Genomic DNA, 16,140 nt, shown 5'->3' on the forward strand with positions numbered 1-16,140 from the left:
ACATGGCCGGTCATTCCTCCAAGCTGCTGAGCGCAACCCTGGGATCGGTGCTGGTGCTGAGTGCATGCGGCGCCCTCGAACCCACCCCGTACACGCAGGAAGAGCTGCGCAAGCGGGTGTCCAGCGACAAGGTGCGCATGTATGCAGACCAGGAGCCGGTCACCGTCCCGATCACCTTCTACGAAGCGGCGGCGCGTGCGCTCAAGTACAACCTCGACTACCGCCTGAAGCTGATGGAAGGCGCATTGGCGGCCAACCTGCGCGATGTCGCCAGCTACGAGATGCTGCCGCGCCTGGTGGCGTCCGCCGGCTACGTGGGCCGCAACAACGACTCGGGCGGCACCTCGATCGGCATCGAGGACCGGCAGGTGAGCCTGCGCGCATCCACCTCCGAGCAGCGCGATCGCGACCTCTACGGCCTGGGCCTGAGCTGGAGCCTGCTCGACTTCGGCATGGCGTACTACCGCACGCAGCAGAAGGCCGACCAGATCCTGATGGCGAACGAACGCCGCCGCAAGGTCGCGCAGAACGTGCTGCAGGACGTGCGCAATGCCTACTGGCGCGCGCTGGGCGCGCAGCGCCTGCTGCCGGAGGTCGACGGCCTCCTGGCGCGCACGCACAAGGCGCTGGAAGCCGCGCGCGAGGCGGAGACCAAGGGCCTGCTGCCGCGCCAGGACATCCTCGCCTACCAGCGCGCCCTGCTCGATTCGGTCTACCTGCTCACCGTGCGGCGCCAGGACCTGGAGTTCTCGCAGGCCGAACTCGCGGCGCTGATGTCGCTGCCGCCCGGTTCGCGCATGGTGCTGGCCGACACGCCCGAGCCGGCCTTGCCGGAGGTCACGAAGGACGTCGACCGCCTCGAACAGCTTTCGCTGGAGACCCGCCCCGAGATCATGGAGGAGTGGTATCGCGCGCGCGTGGACGACTACGACATCAAGATCGCCAAGGCGCAGTTGTGGCCGAACGTCACGCTCAACTACGGCCGCTTCTATGACTCGAACATCTTTCTCTTCAACAACACCTGGAACGCCGGCGCAGCGACGATCTCCTTCAACCTGCTGAAGCTGCTGCAGCTTCCTTCGTTGAATGCCGCCCAGCAGAGCCAGGACCAGACCGCCGAGGCGCGGCGCGTGGCGCTGTCGATGGCGGTGCTGACGCAGGTCCGCGTCGGCTACCTGCGCTACCAGCTCTCGCGTCAGGAAGTCGAGTTCGCCGACGAGAGCCTGCGCGTGGACCGGCGGCTGCTCGAATACGCGCAGTCCGCGCGCACCGCCTCGGTCGGCACCGAGCTGGAACTGATCCGGGCCGAAGGCCGGCTGCTGCTGTCGCGCTACCAGCGCGAGGCGGCCTATTCGAACGCGCAGGCCGCGCAGGGCCGCCTGTACAACTCGGTCGGCTTCGACGTGCTCCCCGAGGCGCTCGAAAAGAACGACGTGCAGACCGTCGCGAAGGAGATCGAACGCACCGTCAACGGCCAGCGCGGCCTGCTGGCGAGCAGCGAGGAGAAGTCCGATGCGACGACCCCGCGCTGATCGCGCCCTCCTCGCCGTCGCGCTGGCGCTGTCGATGCCGCTGGCCTGGGCCGCGGACCCGCCGCGCAAGCCGAACACCGCCATGGACGACCCGGGCGCGATCCGCGTGCTGCTGGCGTCGCGCCTGGAGACCACGCTGTCCAGCCAGATGAACGGCACCCTGAGCGACCTGCAGGTGGAGCTGGGCCAGAAGGTGGCGAAGAACGCGCTGCTGGCGCAGTTCGTCTGCACCGAGACGCAGGCGCGCGTGAAAGTCGCCGCCGCCGAACTCAACATGGCGCGGCAGAACCTCGATGCCAAGCGCAACCTGCAGAAGCTCAACGCGGCGGGCGACCTCGAAGTGCTGATGGCCACCACCGAGGTCGACAAGACCGAGGGCGCGCTCACGCTCGCGCGCACGCAGAGCGGCTACTGCCAGGTGCGCGCGCCCTTCAGCGGACGCATCGCCAAGGTGCTGGCCAAGCCCCACCAGACCGTCAGCGCCGGCACGCCGTTGTTCGACCTGGTCAGCGACGGCGCGCTGAAGGTGCGGCTCAACGTGCCGTCCACGCTGCTGGCGCGGCTCAAGCCGGGTGCGCCGCTGGTCGTCACCATCCACGAGACGGGCAAGAGCTACCCGGCGCAGGTGAGTGCGATCAATGCGCGCGTCGATGCGGTCGCGCAGACGGTCGAGCTCGAGGCCCGCCTCGACAGCGAGCATCCGGAGCTCATCCCGGGGATGAGCGGCATCGCCCGGTTCCCCACGGACCGTGACTGAACGTCCCCCGCCCGCCGCGCAGCTCCTGCTGAGCCTCAATGCGCTGCGCGATCGGGCGCTGGCAGCGCCGTCACTCGATGCGCTGGCCTTCTCGATGGCCAACGACCTCCATCCGCTGCTGCGCTTCCGGCAGGCGCTGGTGCTGGCGCAGCAGGGCGACCGGCTGGAGCTGCTGTGCGTCTCCGGTCTTGCCAGGCCGAGCGAGGACTCGCCCTACCTCGTGTGGCTGCGCCGCGCATCGCGCTGGCTCTCGACGCAGCTCGAAGACGACAAGCCGCGCTGGCTGGGTCGCGACGCCGTCCATCCGCCCGCCGACATCGCCGAGGGCTGGGCCGAGTGGTGGCCCGCCGGCCTGTGGTGCATTCCGCTGCACGACCGCGACGGCAGGCGCCTGGGCGTGCTGCTCTATCTGCTGGAGCATCCGCCGTCCGAACAGCTCCAGCCGCTGCTGCAAGGCGTCTGGCAGACCTGGGCGCATGCGTGGTCCGCCTTTGTCGCCCGGCGTCGCCTGCCGCGCTGGCGGCCGAAGCGGCGACAGGCGCTGGCCGTGCTCGTGGTGCTCGCCGCGCTGATGCTGTGGCCGGTGCGGCAGACGGTGCTGGCACCGGCCGAGGTCGTGTCGCTGAACGCGCAGGTCATCAGCTCGCCGATCGACGGCGTGATCGAGCGCATGCAGGTGCGGCCCAACCAGGCGGTGGAGATCGGCACGCCGCTCTTCTCGCTGGACGAGACCACGCTGCGCAGCCGCTCGGAAGTGCTCGGCAAGGAAGTTGCGGTGGCCGATGCCGAACTGATGGCCGCGAGCCAGCGCGCATTCGACAACCCGCAGAGCAAGAACGAACTGACCCTGCTCGGTGCGCATGCCCGCCAGAAGCGCGCGGAGCTGGCCGCCGTCGAGACGCAGCTCAAGCGCACGCAGGTGCTGTCGCCGCGCGCGGGCGTCGCCGTGTTCAGCGACCCGAACGACTGGCTCGGCAAACCGGTGGTCACCGGCGAGCGCATCCTGCATGTGGCCGATCCGTCGCAGCCCGCGATGCGGGTGCAGCTGCCCGTGGCCGATGCCATCGCGCTGGAGCCCGGCGCCAAGGTCACGCTGTTTCTCACCGCCTACCCGCTCGACCCGCTGCACGGGCAGATCCTGGAGACCAGCTACCAGGCCAAGCCCAGCGAGGAAGGCGTGTCTTCGTACCGCCTGCTCGCGAGCATCGAGGATGCGCCGCCGCATGCCCGGCTCGGTCTGCACGGCACGGCCAAGCTCTACGGCGAGCGCGTGATCCTCGGCTACTACCTCCTGCGCCGGCCGCTGGCCGCCGTGCGCGCATGGACCGGCCTGTGAACGACGACCTCGCCGAGCAACCCACCCCGCCCTTGCGCGAGGACCTGCGGCTCAGCGAGGCCGGCCCCGACCCGCGCGGCAATCCCGCATGGGTGATCCAGGACACGGTGGTGAACCGCTTCTATCGCATCGGCTGGCTCGAATTCGAATGCCTGCTGCGCTGGGGCCAGTCGCCGCGACGCATCAGCGAGCAGATCGCCGAGCAGACCGCGCTGAAGCCCGATGCACGCCAGGTGCTGGACTTCCGCCGCTTCCTGGAGCAACACCAGTTGCTGCGCCCCGGCCCCGAAGCCGTTGCCCGCTTGCAGGGTCGAAGCCGGGGCAACGCGTGGACGAGCTGGCGCTGGTGGCTGCATCACTACCTCTTCTTCCGCATTCCGCTGCTTCGCCCGCAAGTGCATCTCGCGCGCATCGCGCGGCACCTGGGCTGGCTGTTCAATCCAGTGACTGCGTGGCTCGTCATTCTCCTGGGCGCGCTGGGCATCGTGCTTGTGCTGCACCAGTGGGACACCTTTGCCACGGACGTCGTCGAGTCCTTCTCCACCGAAGGCTTGCTCAGCTTCGCGCTGGCCCTGATCGTCGCGAAGACGCTGCACGAGCTCGGCCATGCGCTGGTCGCCACGCGGCTCGGCCTGCGCGTGGCGCACATGGGCATCGCCTTCGTGGTGATGTGGCCGATGCTCTACACCGACACCGGCGAGAGCTGGAAGCTGCGCAGTTCGCGCCAGCGTCTCGCGATCGCGTCCGCGGGGATCCTCACCGAACTCGGATTGGCCGGTCTCTCGACGCTCGGCTGGGCGCTGTGCGATCCGGGTCCGCTGCGCAATGCGCTGCTCTACCTCGCAACCACGAGCTGGGTGCTCTCGCTCGCATTGAACGCGAGCCCGTTCATGCGCTTCGATGGCTACTTCATCCTGTCGGACCTGCTGGACTTCCCGAACCTCCATGAGCGTTCGTCGGCGCTGGCCCGCGTGACGCTGCGGCGCTCTGTGCTCGGTCTCGACGAAGCCTGGCCCGAGCCTTTCAGCCCCGCGCGCCGGCGGATGCTCGTCGCCTTCGCGGTCGTGACCTGGCTCTACCGGCTGGTGTTGTTCCTCGGCATCGCGGTGGCGGTCTACCTGTTCTTCTTCAAGCTGCTGGGCATCGTGCTCTTCGCGGTCGAGATCTCGTGGTTCATCGTCATGCCGGTGTGGCGCGAGCTGAAGCACTGGTGGGCGCGGCGCAAGGACGTCGTGCGCGGGCGGCGCATCGTGCTGGGGATGGTGCTCGCCGCCATCGTGCTGGTGCTGGCCGTGCCATGGCGCACGCAGATCCATTCGCGGGGCGTGGCCCGCGCCGAACAGCAGCTCCGGGTGTATGCGCCCTACCCGTCCCTGATCCAGCGGATCCATGCGGCCGGCGTGGTGCGGCCCGGCGACACGCTCGCGGTGCTCGACGAGCCCGACATCGCCGCGCGCAGCCAGGGCAACGAAGCCAGCATCCGCGGCTACCAGGAGCGACTGGCCGGCCTGCTGGCAGACCCCTCGGGGCTGGCGCAGGAAGCCGCCACCCGCCAGCGGCTCATCGCGCAGTTCGAGCAGGTGCGCGCCGCCCGCACGGAGATGGCCCGGCTGAATTTGCAGGCGCCCTTCGCCGGCGAGTGGCTGGACGTCAACCCCGAATGGAACAGCGGCCAGTGGATCGGCAGCCGCGAGCTGATCGGCGTGCTCGTCGATCCCGCGCGCTGGCAGGTCGATGCCTACGTCAAGCAGGAGGAGGTGCAGCGCCTGAGCGTCGGCGGCCGTGTGCGCTTCTATCCCGAAGGCCAGCCCAGGCCGATCGGCGGGCGCGTGATCGCCATCGCCACCACGCGCGTGAATCAGTTGGAGCATCCGATGCTGGCGTCGCGCTTCGGCGGACCGCTGACCACCGTGCCGCATGGCGAGGCGCTGGTGCCGGCGCCCGCGTTGTTCCACGTGCTGGTGCAGCTCGACGAGCCCGTGCCAGGGCTGAAGGAAACCCGCGGCCATCTGCAGATCGAGGCCGCGCGGCGCAGCCTTCTGGCCGATGGGTTCACCCGGCTGTTTGCCGTCGTGCTGCGGGAGAGCGGGTTCTGATGGCCGGCCACCCGGGACGGGTCGCGCCTTCCCCTTCAGGCTGATTGACGCCGGCGCAGGCGACGTATAAAAGCGCCGAATGGTTGCCGACGCTCATTACGCGGTCTGCCGGAAGTACGCTTCCATCGGGTTGGCTGCGGTGTGCGTGTTCGTGACAGCGGGCATGGCCCGCGCGCAGGACTCGGCGATCCCCGCCTTCAAGTCGGTCGATTCGATGGAAGCGCGCATGCAGGGTTGCGTGACCTGCCACGGCCAGAGCGGCCAGGGGACGAGCAACGCCTACTTCCCGCGCATCGCCGGCAAGCCCGCCGCCTATCTCTACAACCAGCTCGTCGCCTTCCGCGACGGCAGGCGCGAGTACCCGCCGATGAACTACCTCATCGCGTACCTGCCCGATGCCTACCTGCGCGAGATCGCCGAGTACTTCGCGAAGCAGCGACCGGCCTTCGAGGCCAAGCAACCGATCGGAGCCGCGCCCGAAGTGGTTGCGCGCGGGTCGACACTGGCGACTACGGGCGATGCGAGCAAGCAGTTGCCGGCCTGCATCGCCTGCCACGGCGCGGGCCTCACCGGCATGGAGCCCGGCATTCCCGGACTGGCCGGCCTGCGCGCGTCGTACATCGTGGCGCAGCTCACGCGCTGGCGCACCGGCGGTCGGCAGGCAGCACCACCCGACTGCATGAAGCGCATTGCCGATCGCCTCACGGAGACCGATGTGCATGCAGTGGCCACCTGGCTGGCCGCGCAGGACGCGCCCGCCGATCCATCGCCCGCGAAGGCCAACCTCCAGGCCATGCCGATCTCGTGCGGCAGCCAGAAGCCCATGCCATGAGGACGCCATGAGGAAAGGCACGCGCATCGTCCTCGTCACCGTGGTGGTCGCGGCGGTCGTGGTCGCGGGCGCGCTCGCGATCTTCATGCCCGGCTACCTGCCGGTGACCCCCGGCGCGGTCCCGATGGACGCGACCACGCAGATGATCAGGAAGGGCGAATACCTCGCGCGCGCCGGCGATTGCGTGGCCTGCCACTCGAACCCCGGCGACAAGCAGTTCGCGGGCGGGCGGCCGATGCCCACGCCTTTCGGCAATCTCTACGCGCCCAACATCACGCCCGACGACGACACCGGGATCGGCAAATGGACCCCCGACGACTTCTACCGGATGTTGCACAACGGCGTGTCGAGGGACGGCTCCCTGCTGTATCCGGCGATGCCTTTCGCGTCGTACACCAAGGTGACGCGCGAGGACTCGGACGCCATCTATGCCTACCTGATGTCGGTGCCGCCCGTGGCCCTGAAGAACCGGCCACACGAACTGAACTTCCCGTTCAACCAGCGTGACCTGCTGATCGGCTGGCGCACGCTCTACTTCAAGCAGGGCGAGTACGTGCCGGACAAGAGCAAGTCGACGCAGTGGAATCGCGGCGCCTACCTGGTCGAGGGCCTGGGCCATTGCGCGATGTGCCACACGGCCATCAACCGGCTCGGCGGCTCCAAGACCTCGCAGGAGTTCGAAGGCGGGATGATCCCCAACCAGAACTGGTATGCGCCCTCGCTGACATCGAATCGCGAGGCCGGGCTCGGCAACTGGAGCATCAAGGACATCAAGGACCTGTTGCAGGTCGGCGTCTCGCACCGGGCCACGGTGTACGGGCCGATGGCCGAAGTGGTCTACAACAGCCTTCAATACCTGAGCGACGAAGACGTCGAGGCGATGGCGGTGTACCTCAAGGAACTGCCTCAGCGCGACTCGGAACCCCCGCCGACCAGCAGCGCGCGGCTGGTGAGCCCGAACGTCATGGAGCTCGGTCGCAAGACCTACGCGAAGCAATGCTTCATGTGCCACGGCGACGAGGGCAAGGGCTTTCCGCCGAGCTACCCGCCGCTGGCGAGCAACCAGTCGATCACGATGTCGTCGCCGGTCAACTCGATCCGCATGGTGCTGAACGGCGGCTACGCGCCCGGGACGATGAAGAACCCGAGGCCGCATGGCATGCCGCCCTTCTCGCACATCCTCGACGACGAGGAAGTGGCGGCTGTCGTCACCTACATCCGCGTCGCCTGGGAGAACAGCGGAACCCCGGTCGCGCCCGCGCAGGTCAGCGATCTGCGCAAGATCATTCCGGAATAGGACGAGGCCGCACCATGGCAACGCGTGACGACGATTCGACGGCTGCGAGTGCATCGGATCCCGCGCACGACGACGCGCGCATCGAGGAGATCGTGCGCCGCGGCCCCGCAGGCACGTTCGCGGTAGTCGGTGTCGCCACCTTCCTCGTCATCGCGATGCTGTTCATCTTCTACTTCTTCGCATTCCTTCCGCGGGGAGTCGTCCAGTGACGCCGACGGGCGCCGATGCCGCGCACGCCTCGGTGGCCGTCGCCGACGCGGCCGAGCGGCGCTGGGCCGTCATCGTCGTGCTCATCGTCGTGCTGCTGCTGGCGACGATGATCTTCACCAGCCTGCACTGGGCGTCGATGCCGCCGTCGCGCGTGGAAACGATCGACCCGCGCACGCTCCATGTTTCGGGCGAGTTCGTCGAGGACAACCTGGGCACGACGCTCGGCGCGGACGGCAAGGTGACGGTTCGACTCGTCGCGCAGCAGTATTCGTTCGAGCCGCAATGCCTGGTGGTGCCGGCCGGCATGCCGGTGACGTTTCGCGCGACCAGCACCGATGCCGTCCACGGCTTCGTCGTCGACAAGACCAACGCGAACGTGATGCTGGTTCCCGGCTTCATCGCCACTTTCACTACCCGCTTCGACAAGGCCGGCGAGCGCCTGATGCCCTGTCACGAGTACTGCGGCACGGGGCACGAGGCCATGTGGGGGCGCGTGCAGGTGCTGCCTGCCGACGAGTTCCTCGCCAAGGCGAAGGGCGGAGAAAGGATGCACTGTGTTTCTCGCTAGACGACTCGTGCTCGCGCACTTCTGGGTCGCCTTCGCGGCCTTCGCGGTCGCCATCGTGCTCGGCGAATGGCAGATGTTCGTGCGCAGCCCGCTCAGCGCCTGGATCGGTGATCCGGAGCACTACTACCGCTCGGTGACCGGCCACGGCACGGTGATGGGCTACGTGTTTCCGACGCTGGTCGCGATGGGCTTCGGCTATGCGATCAGCGAACTGGCGTTGAAGCGACCCCTTCTCGGCATGCGCTGGGCGTGGATCGGCTTCTGGACGGTGATCGTGGGCACGGTGATGGCGGCCACGCCGATCGCGATGGGCCGCGCCTCCGTGCTCTATACCTTCTACCCGCCGATGATCGGGAGCGCGTTCTACTACCTGGGCGTCGTGCTGGTGGTGGTCGGCTCGTGGGTGTGGGTGGCACTCATGGGCATCAACCTGTGGGCCTGGAAGAAGGACAACGCGGGCAAGGCCGTGCCGCTGGCGATGTTCGGCAACGTGGCCGGCGCCTATCTGTGGGCATGGACCTCGGTGGGCGCGGCGATCGAGATCCTCTTCCTGATCCTGCCAGTGGCGCTCGGCTTCAAGGACACCATCGACGCCGGCCTGTCGCGCGTGTTCTTCTCGTGGACGCTGCACGCCATCGTGTACTTCTGGCTCATGCCGAGCTACATCGCGTTCTACACGATCGTGCCGCGCGCCATCGGCGGGCGCCTCTACAGCGACACGATGGGGCGCGTCGCCTTCGTGCTGTTCCTCGTCTTCTCGATGCCGATCGGCATCCACCATCTCTTCGCGGATCCGCAGGTAGGCTTCGGCATCAAGTTCCTGCACTCGGTGTTCACCGCGATGGTGGCGGTGCCGACCTTCCTGACGGTGTTCACCATCGTCGCGTCGGTCGAGATCGCGGCGCGGCTGCGCGGCGGCAAGGGCCTCTTCGGATGGGTCAAGGCACTGCCGTGGGACAACCCGATGATGCTGGCCGTCACCTTCTCCTTCGTCATGCTGGGCCTGGGCGGCGCGGGCGGCCTCATCAACATGAGCTTCCAGCTCAACGAGACCATCCACAACACGCAGTGGGTGACGGGGCATTTCCATCTCATCTTCGCGGGCGCCATCGTCATCATGTATTTCATGGTGGCCTACGACCTCTGGCCGCAACTGACAGGCTGCAGGCCACTGCCTGGAGGACTCGTCAGGACGCAACTGTGGCTGTGGTTCATCGGCATGATGGTGATGACAATGCCCTGGCACTGGGTCGGACTGCTGGGCATGCCGCGGCGCATGGCGTACTTCGATTTCTCCAACCCGGCGCTGGCGGGCCAGGGCTGGACCTTGATCGCCGGTTCTCTCGGCGGGCTGATGCTGGTGATCTCGGCCCTGCTCTTCGTCTTCATCCTGGCGCGCGCGAAGAAGACCGATGTGCAACCGGCGCCCTTCACCTTCAGCACGCCGGTGCACATGCCGACGACCACGCCGGTCGCGCTGAACAGCTTCGGACTGTGGCTCGCGTTGATGATCGCGCTCACGCTCGTGAACTACGGCTTTCCGATCGCCCAGCTGGCATCGCTGAAGGAGACCTCGGTGCCTGCCATTCCCATCGGGGGTCGATGATGCAGGAAGCTCGCCTGTACTCGTGGCGCAACGGCTGGTTTCGCTGGAGCCTGCTCGGCGTCGGCGGAATGACGGTGGTGGCCGTGCTCGCCGGCTTCATCTGGCTGCCCTCGCAGCAGGGCGACTTCACGGCCAAGGGCGTCTGGGACAGCATCTGCCGCGCCGCGGGCGTGCCGAGCGAATGGTCCCTGCAAGGCAAGTGGCCCGGTGCGGGAAAAGGGACGACCCAGGTCGTGCTGACCAGCGACATGGCACGCGCGGGCGGGGGTGCCGCGATCGGCCGGGGCGCCACCATCGCGGTCCAGCAGTGCAGCATGTGCCACGGCGCCCAGGGCATGAGCGAAGCGAATGCGCCGAATCTGGCCGGGCAGTATCCGGAAGTCGTCATCAAGCAACTGCACGACTACAAGCGCGGCGATCGCACCAGCGCCATCATGCAGACGCTCGCGCAAAGGCTGTCGGACAGGGACATCGCGGACATCGCCGCCTACTACGACTCGCTGCCCAAGGCGCGCGCGGCCATCGTGCAGGCAGGCGAACCGGATGCGCCTGCGCTGGTGCGCGTCGGCGATCCGCTGCGCAACATCGTTCCCTGCGTCTCGTGCCACGGCGGCATCGACCACAAGATCGGCGCGCCGTGGCTGGAAGGCATGCCTAAGGAATACCTGCTGAAGGAACTGAAAGCGTTCGCATCCGGCGCCCGGCGCAACGACAGCTTCGGGCAGATGCGCAACATGGTGCGTCCGCTCACGCCGCAGGAGCTCGACAGCGTGGCGGAGTTCTACGCGCGGCGGGAGCCGGCGACGACTGCCAGCCGCTGACCGATGCCGCAGCGAGAGTGCCTCCCGCGAAGATCAATACGGCTGATTGACCACGACGTACTGCGAACCCTGCGGCTGGTACCACACGGTGCCGCACTGCTGGTAGATGAGTCCGCCATAGTTCACCGGCACACAGCCGGCAGGAACAGTGTTCACCATCGAGCCGACGACCGCGGCCGTCACCGCGACCCCGGCCGTAATGGCCGCGGCGGTCGCGACCGGGTGGTAGTCGTTGTCCCAGCCGCCGCGGGTGTTGTTGACGTTCACGTTCACGTTGCGGTTCACGTTCGCGTTGATGTTGTTGACGCTGGTGTTGCGCACGTTGTTGGCACGAACGTCGCGGTTGACGTTGTTGACCTGCCGGTTCGCGCCACCGCCGCCAGCGTGCATTCCGCCGCCACCGGCGCGCGCTCCACCACCGCCGCCCCCGCCCATACCACCCCCTCCCGGCCTTGCCATCGCATCGGGTGTCAGGGCGATGCCGGCCACGAAGAGCGCGGCGATCGGCAGCACGAGCAGCTTGTTGAATGTGTTGTTCATTTCGTTGCCCCTTACTTTGCTTCGAGCGAACGAAGTTCGGCCGCCTTCGCGCCCTGGGGCGGCGTGAAGCGGAAGACGTCGTCCTTGAAGGTCGGATTCAGGTTCCACTCGATGAGCGACACCGACTGCGGCCGCGCGTCGTCGGCCCGATTGGTGATCACGAGCTTGCGCGGCAGCGGCTTGCCGCCGGTCGAGATCCAGATCTGCCAGTCGTAGCTTCCCTGGCGGAAGGCGAAGTGGTCGCACAGGTCGTTGCCGATGAAGTCCTGACCGGCGTTCATGGCGGATTCGAGCTTGTCGAGCGGCGCGGCCGGCGTGCCCCACAGGAAGAGGTCGCTCAACGGAACCTCGACGCGGTACCTGGCCTCCAGCTTCTGGACCAGTTCATCGACGTTGCCGTTGAAATCGACCGTCGAGTAGTACTTCTGCGACGGGAGATAGAGCGTCGCCCGCTGGCCGTCGAAGACGACGATGCGCTCGTTGCGGGCGGTGAACATGCGGGCGCGCAGCTTGTTCGGGCGCTGGACATCCATGTCGGCGTGGGCCGAGTGCTGCAGCTTCTGGCCGTCCGCGAGAACGACCTCGCCGGTCAATTCCGTGGACACGTGAAAGCGCTTGAGCGACTGCAGGAAGGTCCCCATGTCCTTGAGCGCCTGGACCGATGCGGGATTGACCGGGCTCTCCGTCGCCGCGGCGGGCGCCGGGTTGTTTTGCGCATGGATACCGGGCGCGGCGAGTGACAGCCCCAGCAGGGCGGCAGCGAGCAGTTTGTGTGTCAAGGCGATCTCCTGGAGAGCGGGTCGGCGCGTTCGGGAACCAGACTACGACGCGCGACCGGATGTCGCTATGGCACTTTGGTGCAGAGACGATTCGATTCGTATCTTTGCGGCGTCCTGCCGCCCGTCGCACCTGCTACTGTTGCCGCGCCGCGCGCTGCGCGGGCGTCGCCGGCCCTTCCACCGAGTCGATCAGCTCGCGGTAGCCGGGCGCCTCGCGCAATAGCCTCCCCGCGAGCGCGCGAAGCTTGTCGACCTCTTCGTTCGACAGCACGAAGCTGGTCGGCAGGTCCATGAAATAGCGGCGCTCCTTCGGGTCCGTGATCGAGTCGAAGCTCACGTCGATCGCATCGAAGCGAAGGTCGGGCACGTCGGCCTCGGCCTGCGCCTTGGACATGCCGCCGAGCCGCTTGTCGGCGATCTCGAAACGCCGCGCATCGGCCCAGCGCTGGGCGATGTCCTTCAGCAGTTCGACCGACTCGTAGGAAAAGTGATCGATCGGCACGCTCGACGATTGCAGGGCCTGGCTCACGATGCCGGGCGCGCGCGGGCTGCGATCCCAGTTGGTGGCCGGCGCCGACCGGGAATTGACCACCACCACCACGATGCGTCGCAGGTTCCTGAAATCGATCTCCTTCTGGAAGGCCGGGCTCGCCTCCACCTCTTCGAGCGCCTCGATCACGCCACGGAGGCCGAGGTTGTCCGCGACGCCGCCATCGACGACGTGCAGGTAGGGCCGGTTCGCGCTGTCCTCGAAAGCCTGCATGTCGCGGTAGCGCAGCAGCGCGCGGCCGGAGGGTCGTGCCTGGGCTACGGGGTCGGTGACGTCCTTGACCCAGGCGGGCATCACGGCGCCGCAATGGCCGCCGTAGTTCCGGTAGGTCACGGGGGACAGCACCACCGGCACCGCCGACGAAGTGGCGGCCGCCCGCGCCAGCCGCACCTTGCCGAGGTCGGAACAGAGCAGGTCGAAGTGGTCCTGCGAGAACTGGAAGCGCGCGCCGGTCGAGAGGTCGGTGCCGGTCACTCCCGTTGCAGGCGTCTGCCGGGTGAGCAGGTCGTCGAAGGTCGCCCCGTTGAAGAGGATCTCGTCGTAGTAGTCGGCCGCGAGCTCCGACCGGCCGTAGTCCGCACTCGCCAGCTTGAACCAGTTGGTGGGATTCAGCGTGCGGGAGGTGAGCGCGCCTTGCACATCGCGCTTGAGAAAGCGCGACTCGTACTCGGTGAAGAGCTTGTCGCCGTAAAGCGCATAGGCCAGCGCCGTGAAGCTGCCGCCGGACACGCCGGTCACCAGGTCCACTTCGGAGAGCAGGTTGCGCGGGCTGCCATTGACCATGACGTTGGTCCGTCGCAGTTCCTCCAGCACACCGTAGGAAAACGCGGCAGCGCGCGTGCCGCCCCCGGAAAAGGTCAGGACGAACAGCGTCTTGTTGTCGTTCGACACCGAGTGCCGGCGCTTGAGCAGGTTGCCCACGCGGTAGCCGCCGTCCAGGTCGACGTGATCGATCGGCGGATTGATCGGCGCCATGGAGTTGCAGCCGGCCAGCAGCACGGCTGCGCAAGCCGCCACCCAGGCACGGCTACGACGCCGGGACGATGCCGAAGACAAGCTCATGAACATTCACCTCGCGGGCTCCCGTTGCACCGCTTTCGACGGCAGCAACTAACGCGCCAGCTTAACGGGCGAACTCGTCTTTGCTCCATTGCACCGAGGGACACGGGGTCTTGCCCTTTGGGGCAAGTCACCCCCCGCCCTATTTGCGCACGAGCGGGATCTGGAGGTTGGTGGGCCTGTTCTCTTCCTTGTCGAATCCCCGGCCGTCGATGTTCCGCGCGCCCCAGAACAGCATGTCACGGCTCAGGTACACCAGGTCGACCTCCATGAAGTTCTCGCCCTCGACCAGGCCGAAGGGCGGGAACGCCTTGCCGAAGATGCTCTGCGTGCCGTTCACCTCCCACTTGGCAAAGCCTTTGCCCGCCACCTGGTTGAGGAGGTCGGCGAAGCCCTGGACCAGCGGCGTCACCTCGTAGCCTTCGTCCGCCAGGAAGTCGACCTTCTGCGCCCCTTCCGCAATGGGATGCGGCCCGCGCCACGCCATGTGGCCCCGGATGACGATCCGTGCGATGGGCACGGCGCCATACGGGTCCGCCGAATTCACGACAGTCAACTCGAAACGATCGCCGTCCAGATACTTGAAGTCACGCTTCAGGTAGAACGGTTTCAAGGCGCCGTCCGGATTCTTGAGGGCGCTGGGTCGGATCTCCGGGGCGATGCTCACCCATTCGCCGACAAGGGCGTTCTTGGTCTGTTCGACATTCATGATCGGTCCGCTCGGTATCCTGCTGAAGAGGGTTCGCGAGCCAGTATGGGCAGGCACACGATCCGCGGCTATCCGAAATCGGCAAATCGAGCGAGCATCCGCATGACCTACAAGCTGAGCGTGTTCCACGACTTCCACCTGCACGGTGCGTCGGCGCCGGAGTGGAACCAGCGCTACGCGCAGATGACGCGGGGCGCGATGCGCAGTTCGCTCGCTGAAGTCACCGCCGGCAGCCTGCACGTCTTTCGCAAGTGGATGAGCGAGCGCGTCGTCCAGCAGGGTTGCCTTCCCAAGGGAAAGATCTGCTTTGCCGTTCTCAACGGCGCAGCCGCCGGAACACCGCGAATGCAGGGGCGTGAAGTACGCGCCGACACGCTCTTCGTTCTTCGCGGCGGCGAGGAGTTCTCGCTGCAGCGACCCAGGGACATGGAACTGCTGGCGGTGACCTTCGAAGCCGACGAGTTCCTGCGCCTGCTCGACGAAAGACCGCTGTCGCCAGCTGCACGCGCCCTCCTGTCACGTTCGCACATGCAGGCGCCCCTGCCGTACCTGCGGCGCTTGCGACGCCAGGCGCTGGGCGCATTCCGGGCGCCGATCGCCTCGCAAGCCATCTTCCAGTCGATCGCGGACCTTGCCGAGCACGCGACCGGCGCGCCCCAGTCCGTCGGAAGCGCGTCCGCCAGCTATGTCGTGGCGCAGTGCCATCAGATCGTCGCCCGCAGTACCGATGAGCCTCCCGGCATCGAGGCCCTTTGCGCTCGCCTCCGGACCAGCCGCCGCACGCTGCAGAACAGCTTCAGGCAGGTCTCGGACACGACGGCGGTGCACTACCTCCGCTGCGTGCGGCTGGATGCGGCGCGACGGCTGCTGCTTTCGACGGGGCCCGGCGACATCAGTGTCGCCCAGGCAGCGATGAGATGCGGGTTCACGCACCTGGGGCACTTCACGGGGCAATACAGGGCACTGTTCGGCGAACTACCCTCGCAGACCTTGCGTTCCCGGCTCAGCCCAGCACGTCGTTCACCTGCTCGTTGAACTCGGTCTGGCTGAGCGCGGTGCCCAGTTCCCTCGGCAGCGCATCGCGCACCGAGAACACGCCGAGGATCTTCTTGCCCGCGACCAGCGGCAGATGGCGAAAGCCCCGCTCCAGCATCAGCACAACTGCGTCGGAGACCGGCGTCTCCGGCGGCACGCAGATCGGATTGGGGGTCATGACCTCGCGCGCCGTGGTGCGTTCGGGGTCGAGGCCCCGTGCCAGGACGCGCGTCATCAGGTCGCGCTCGGTCAGGATGCCCAGCAGGATGTCCGGCGGCTCCATGATGAGCACGCTGCCGCAATTGGCACGCGTCATCACGCAGGCGGCGTCGCGCACGCTCGCCCGTGGGCCCAGGCTGGTGACGTGTTTGCGCGAGATGGACTGAAAGACAGTGCGTTCGGCCATGTTCCGT

The 16,140-nt window shown here is 67.4% G+C and carries 16 protein-coding genes; 11 read left to right on the forward strand and 5 right to left on the reverse strand.

Annotated features, from left to right (window positions below):
* The first annotated feature begins 2 nt into the window (after positions 1-2).
* The 10 genes from ACSFBL_RS17550 to ACSFBL_RS17595 all read left to right on the forward strand — a co-directional run bounded on the left by ACSFBL_RS17550 (position 3) and on the right by ACSFBL_RS17595 (position 11,055).
* Complete coding sequence (locus ACSFBL_RS17550) at positions 3-1,532, forward strand: TolC family protein (RefSeq protein WP_435517075.1); 1,530 nt, start codon at positions 3-5, stop codon at positions 1,530-1,532.
* Positions 1,513-2,289: an efflux RND transporter periplasmic adaptor subunit gene (locus ACSFBL_RS17555; RefSeq protein WP_435517076.1), complete on the forward strand. Its 777-nt coding sequence runs from the start codon at positions 1,513-1,515 to the stop codon at positions 2,287-2,289. The genes ACSFBL_RS17550 and ACSFBL_RS17555 overlap by 20 nt, the downstream gene beginning before the upstream one ends.
* Positions 2,282-3,625 carry an efflux RND transporter periplasmic adaptor subunit gene (locus ACSFBL_RS17560; RefSeq protein ID WP_435517077.1) on the forward strand — a complete coding sequence of 448 codons (1,344 nt, stop codon included), beginning with the start codon at positions 2,282-2,284 and terminating at the stop codon, positions 3,623-3,625. The genes ACSFBL_RS17555 and ACSFBL_RS17560 overlap by 8 nt, the downstream gene beginning before the upstream one ends.
* A complete protein-coding gene (locus tag ACSFBL_RS17565; RefSeq protein WP_435517078.1) occupies positions 3,622-5,721 on the forward strand; it encodes a site-2 protease family protein in 2,100 nt (699 codons plus the stop codon). Before ACSFBL_RS17560 ends, ACSFBL_RS17565 begins: the two co-directional genes overlap by 4 nt.
* A gap of 163 nt (positions 5,722-5,884) precedes the next feature.
* Complete coding sequence (locus tag ACSFBL_RS17570; protein ID WP_435517375.1) at positions 5,885-6,553, forward strand: c-type cytochrome; 669 nt, start codon at positions 5,885-5,887, stop codon at positions 6,551-6,553.
* Between the two features lie 7 nt (positions 6,554-6,560).
* Entirely contained in the window at positions 6,561-7,850 is a 1,290-nt protein-coding gene (locus ACSFBL_RS17575) for a c-type cytochrome (RefSeq protein WP_435517079.1), read from the forward strand.
* Positions 7,851-7,864: 14 nt separating this feature from the next.
* Positions 7,865-8,059 carry a hypothetical protein gene (locus tag ACSFBL_RS17580; protein WP_435517080.1) on the forward strand — a complete coding sequence of 65 codons (195 nt, stop codon included), beginning with the start codon at positions 7,865-7,867 and terminating at the stop codon, positions 8,057-8,059.
* A complete protein-coding gene (locus ACSFBL_RS17585) occupies positions 8,056-8,628 on the forward strand; it encodes a cupredoxin domain-containing protein (protein WP_435517081.1) in 573 nt (190 codons plus the stop codon). The genes ACSFBL_RS17580 and ACSFBL_RS17585 overlap by 4 nt, the downstream gene beginning before the upstream one ends.
* A gap of 7 nt (positions 8,629-8,635) precedes the next feature.
* Positions 8,636-10,234 (forward strand): cbb3-type cytochrome c oxidase subunit I, encoded by a 1,599-nt coding sequence (locus tag ACSFBL_RS17590; protein ID WP_435517376.1) that lies wholly within the window; start codon positions 8,636-8,638, stop codon positions 10,232-10,234.
* Positions 10,231-11,055, forward strand: coding sequence for a c-type cytochrome (locus ACSFBL_RS17595; protein WP_435517082.1), 825 nt, complete (start codon positions 10,231-10,233; stop codon positions 11,053-11,055). The genes ACSFBL_RS17590 and ACSFBL_RS17595 overlap by 4 nt, the downstream gene beginning before the upstream one ends.
* A gap of 33 nt (positions 11,056-11,088) precedes the next feature.
* On the opposite strand, the gene ACSFBL_RS17600 is transcribed toward ACSFBL_RS17595, so the two are convergent.
* The 4 genes from ACSFBL_RS17600 to ACSFBL_RS17615 all read right to left on the reverse strand — a co-directional run bounded on the left by ACSFBL_RS17600 (position 11,089) and on the right by ACSFBL_RS17615 (position 14,692).
* Entirely contained in the window at positions 11,089-11,595 is a 507-nt protein-coding gene (locus ACSFBL_RS17600; RefSeq protein ID WP_435517083.1) for a hypothetical protein, read from the reverse strand.
* 11 nt (positions 11,596-11,606) lie between these two features.
* Positions 11,607-12,374, reverse strand: coding sequence for a DUF2092 domain-containing protein (locus ACSFBL_RS17605; protein WP_435517084.1), 768 nt, complete (start codon positions 12,372-12,374; stop codon positions 11,607-11,609).
* A 133-nt stretch (positions 12,375-12,507) separates the two neighbouring features.
* Positions 12,508-13,986, reverse strand: a complete 1,479-nt coding sequence (locus ACSFBL_RS17610; RefSeq protein WP_435517085.1) for a patatin-like phospholipase family protein — start codon at positions 13,984-13,986, stop codon at positions 12,508-12,510.
* A 139-nt stretch (positions 13,987-14,125) separates the two neighbouring features.
* Positions 14,126-14,692, reverse strand: coding sequence for a hypothetical protein (locus tag ACSFBL_RS17615; protein ID WP_435517086.1), 567 nt, complete (start codon positions 14,690-14,692; stop codon positions 14,126-14,128).
* Between the two features lie 102 nt (positions 14,693-14,794).
* On the opposite strand from ACSFBL_RS17615, the gene ACSFBL_RS17620 reads away from it, so the two are divergent.
* Entirely contained in the window at positions 14,795-15,727 is a 933-nt protein-coding gene (locus ACSFBL_RS17620; protein WP_435517087.1) for a helix-turn-helix domain-containing protein, read from the forward strand.
* Here the strand turns inward: ACSFBL_RS17620 and ACSFBL_RS17625 are convergent.
* Positions 15,696-16,133, reverse strand: a complete 438-nt coding sequence (locus ACSFBL_RS17625) for a CBS domain-containing protein (RefSeq protein WP_435517088.1) — start codon at positions 16,131-16,133, stop codon at positions 15,696-15,698. The genes ACSFBL_RS17620 and ACSFBL_RS17625 overlap by 32 nt on opposite strands.
* Positions 16,134-16,140 lie beyond the last annotated feature (7 nt).

It is taken from the genome of Variovorax glacialis (assembly GCF_051216375.1).
Lineage (GTDB): Bacteria > Pseudomonadota > Gammaproteobacteria > Burkholderiales > Burkholderiaceae_C > Variovorax.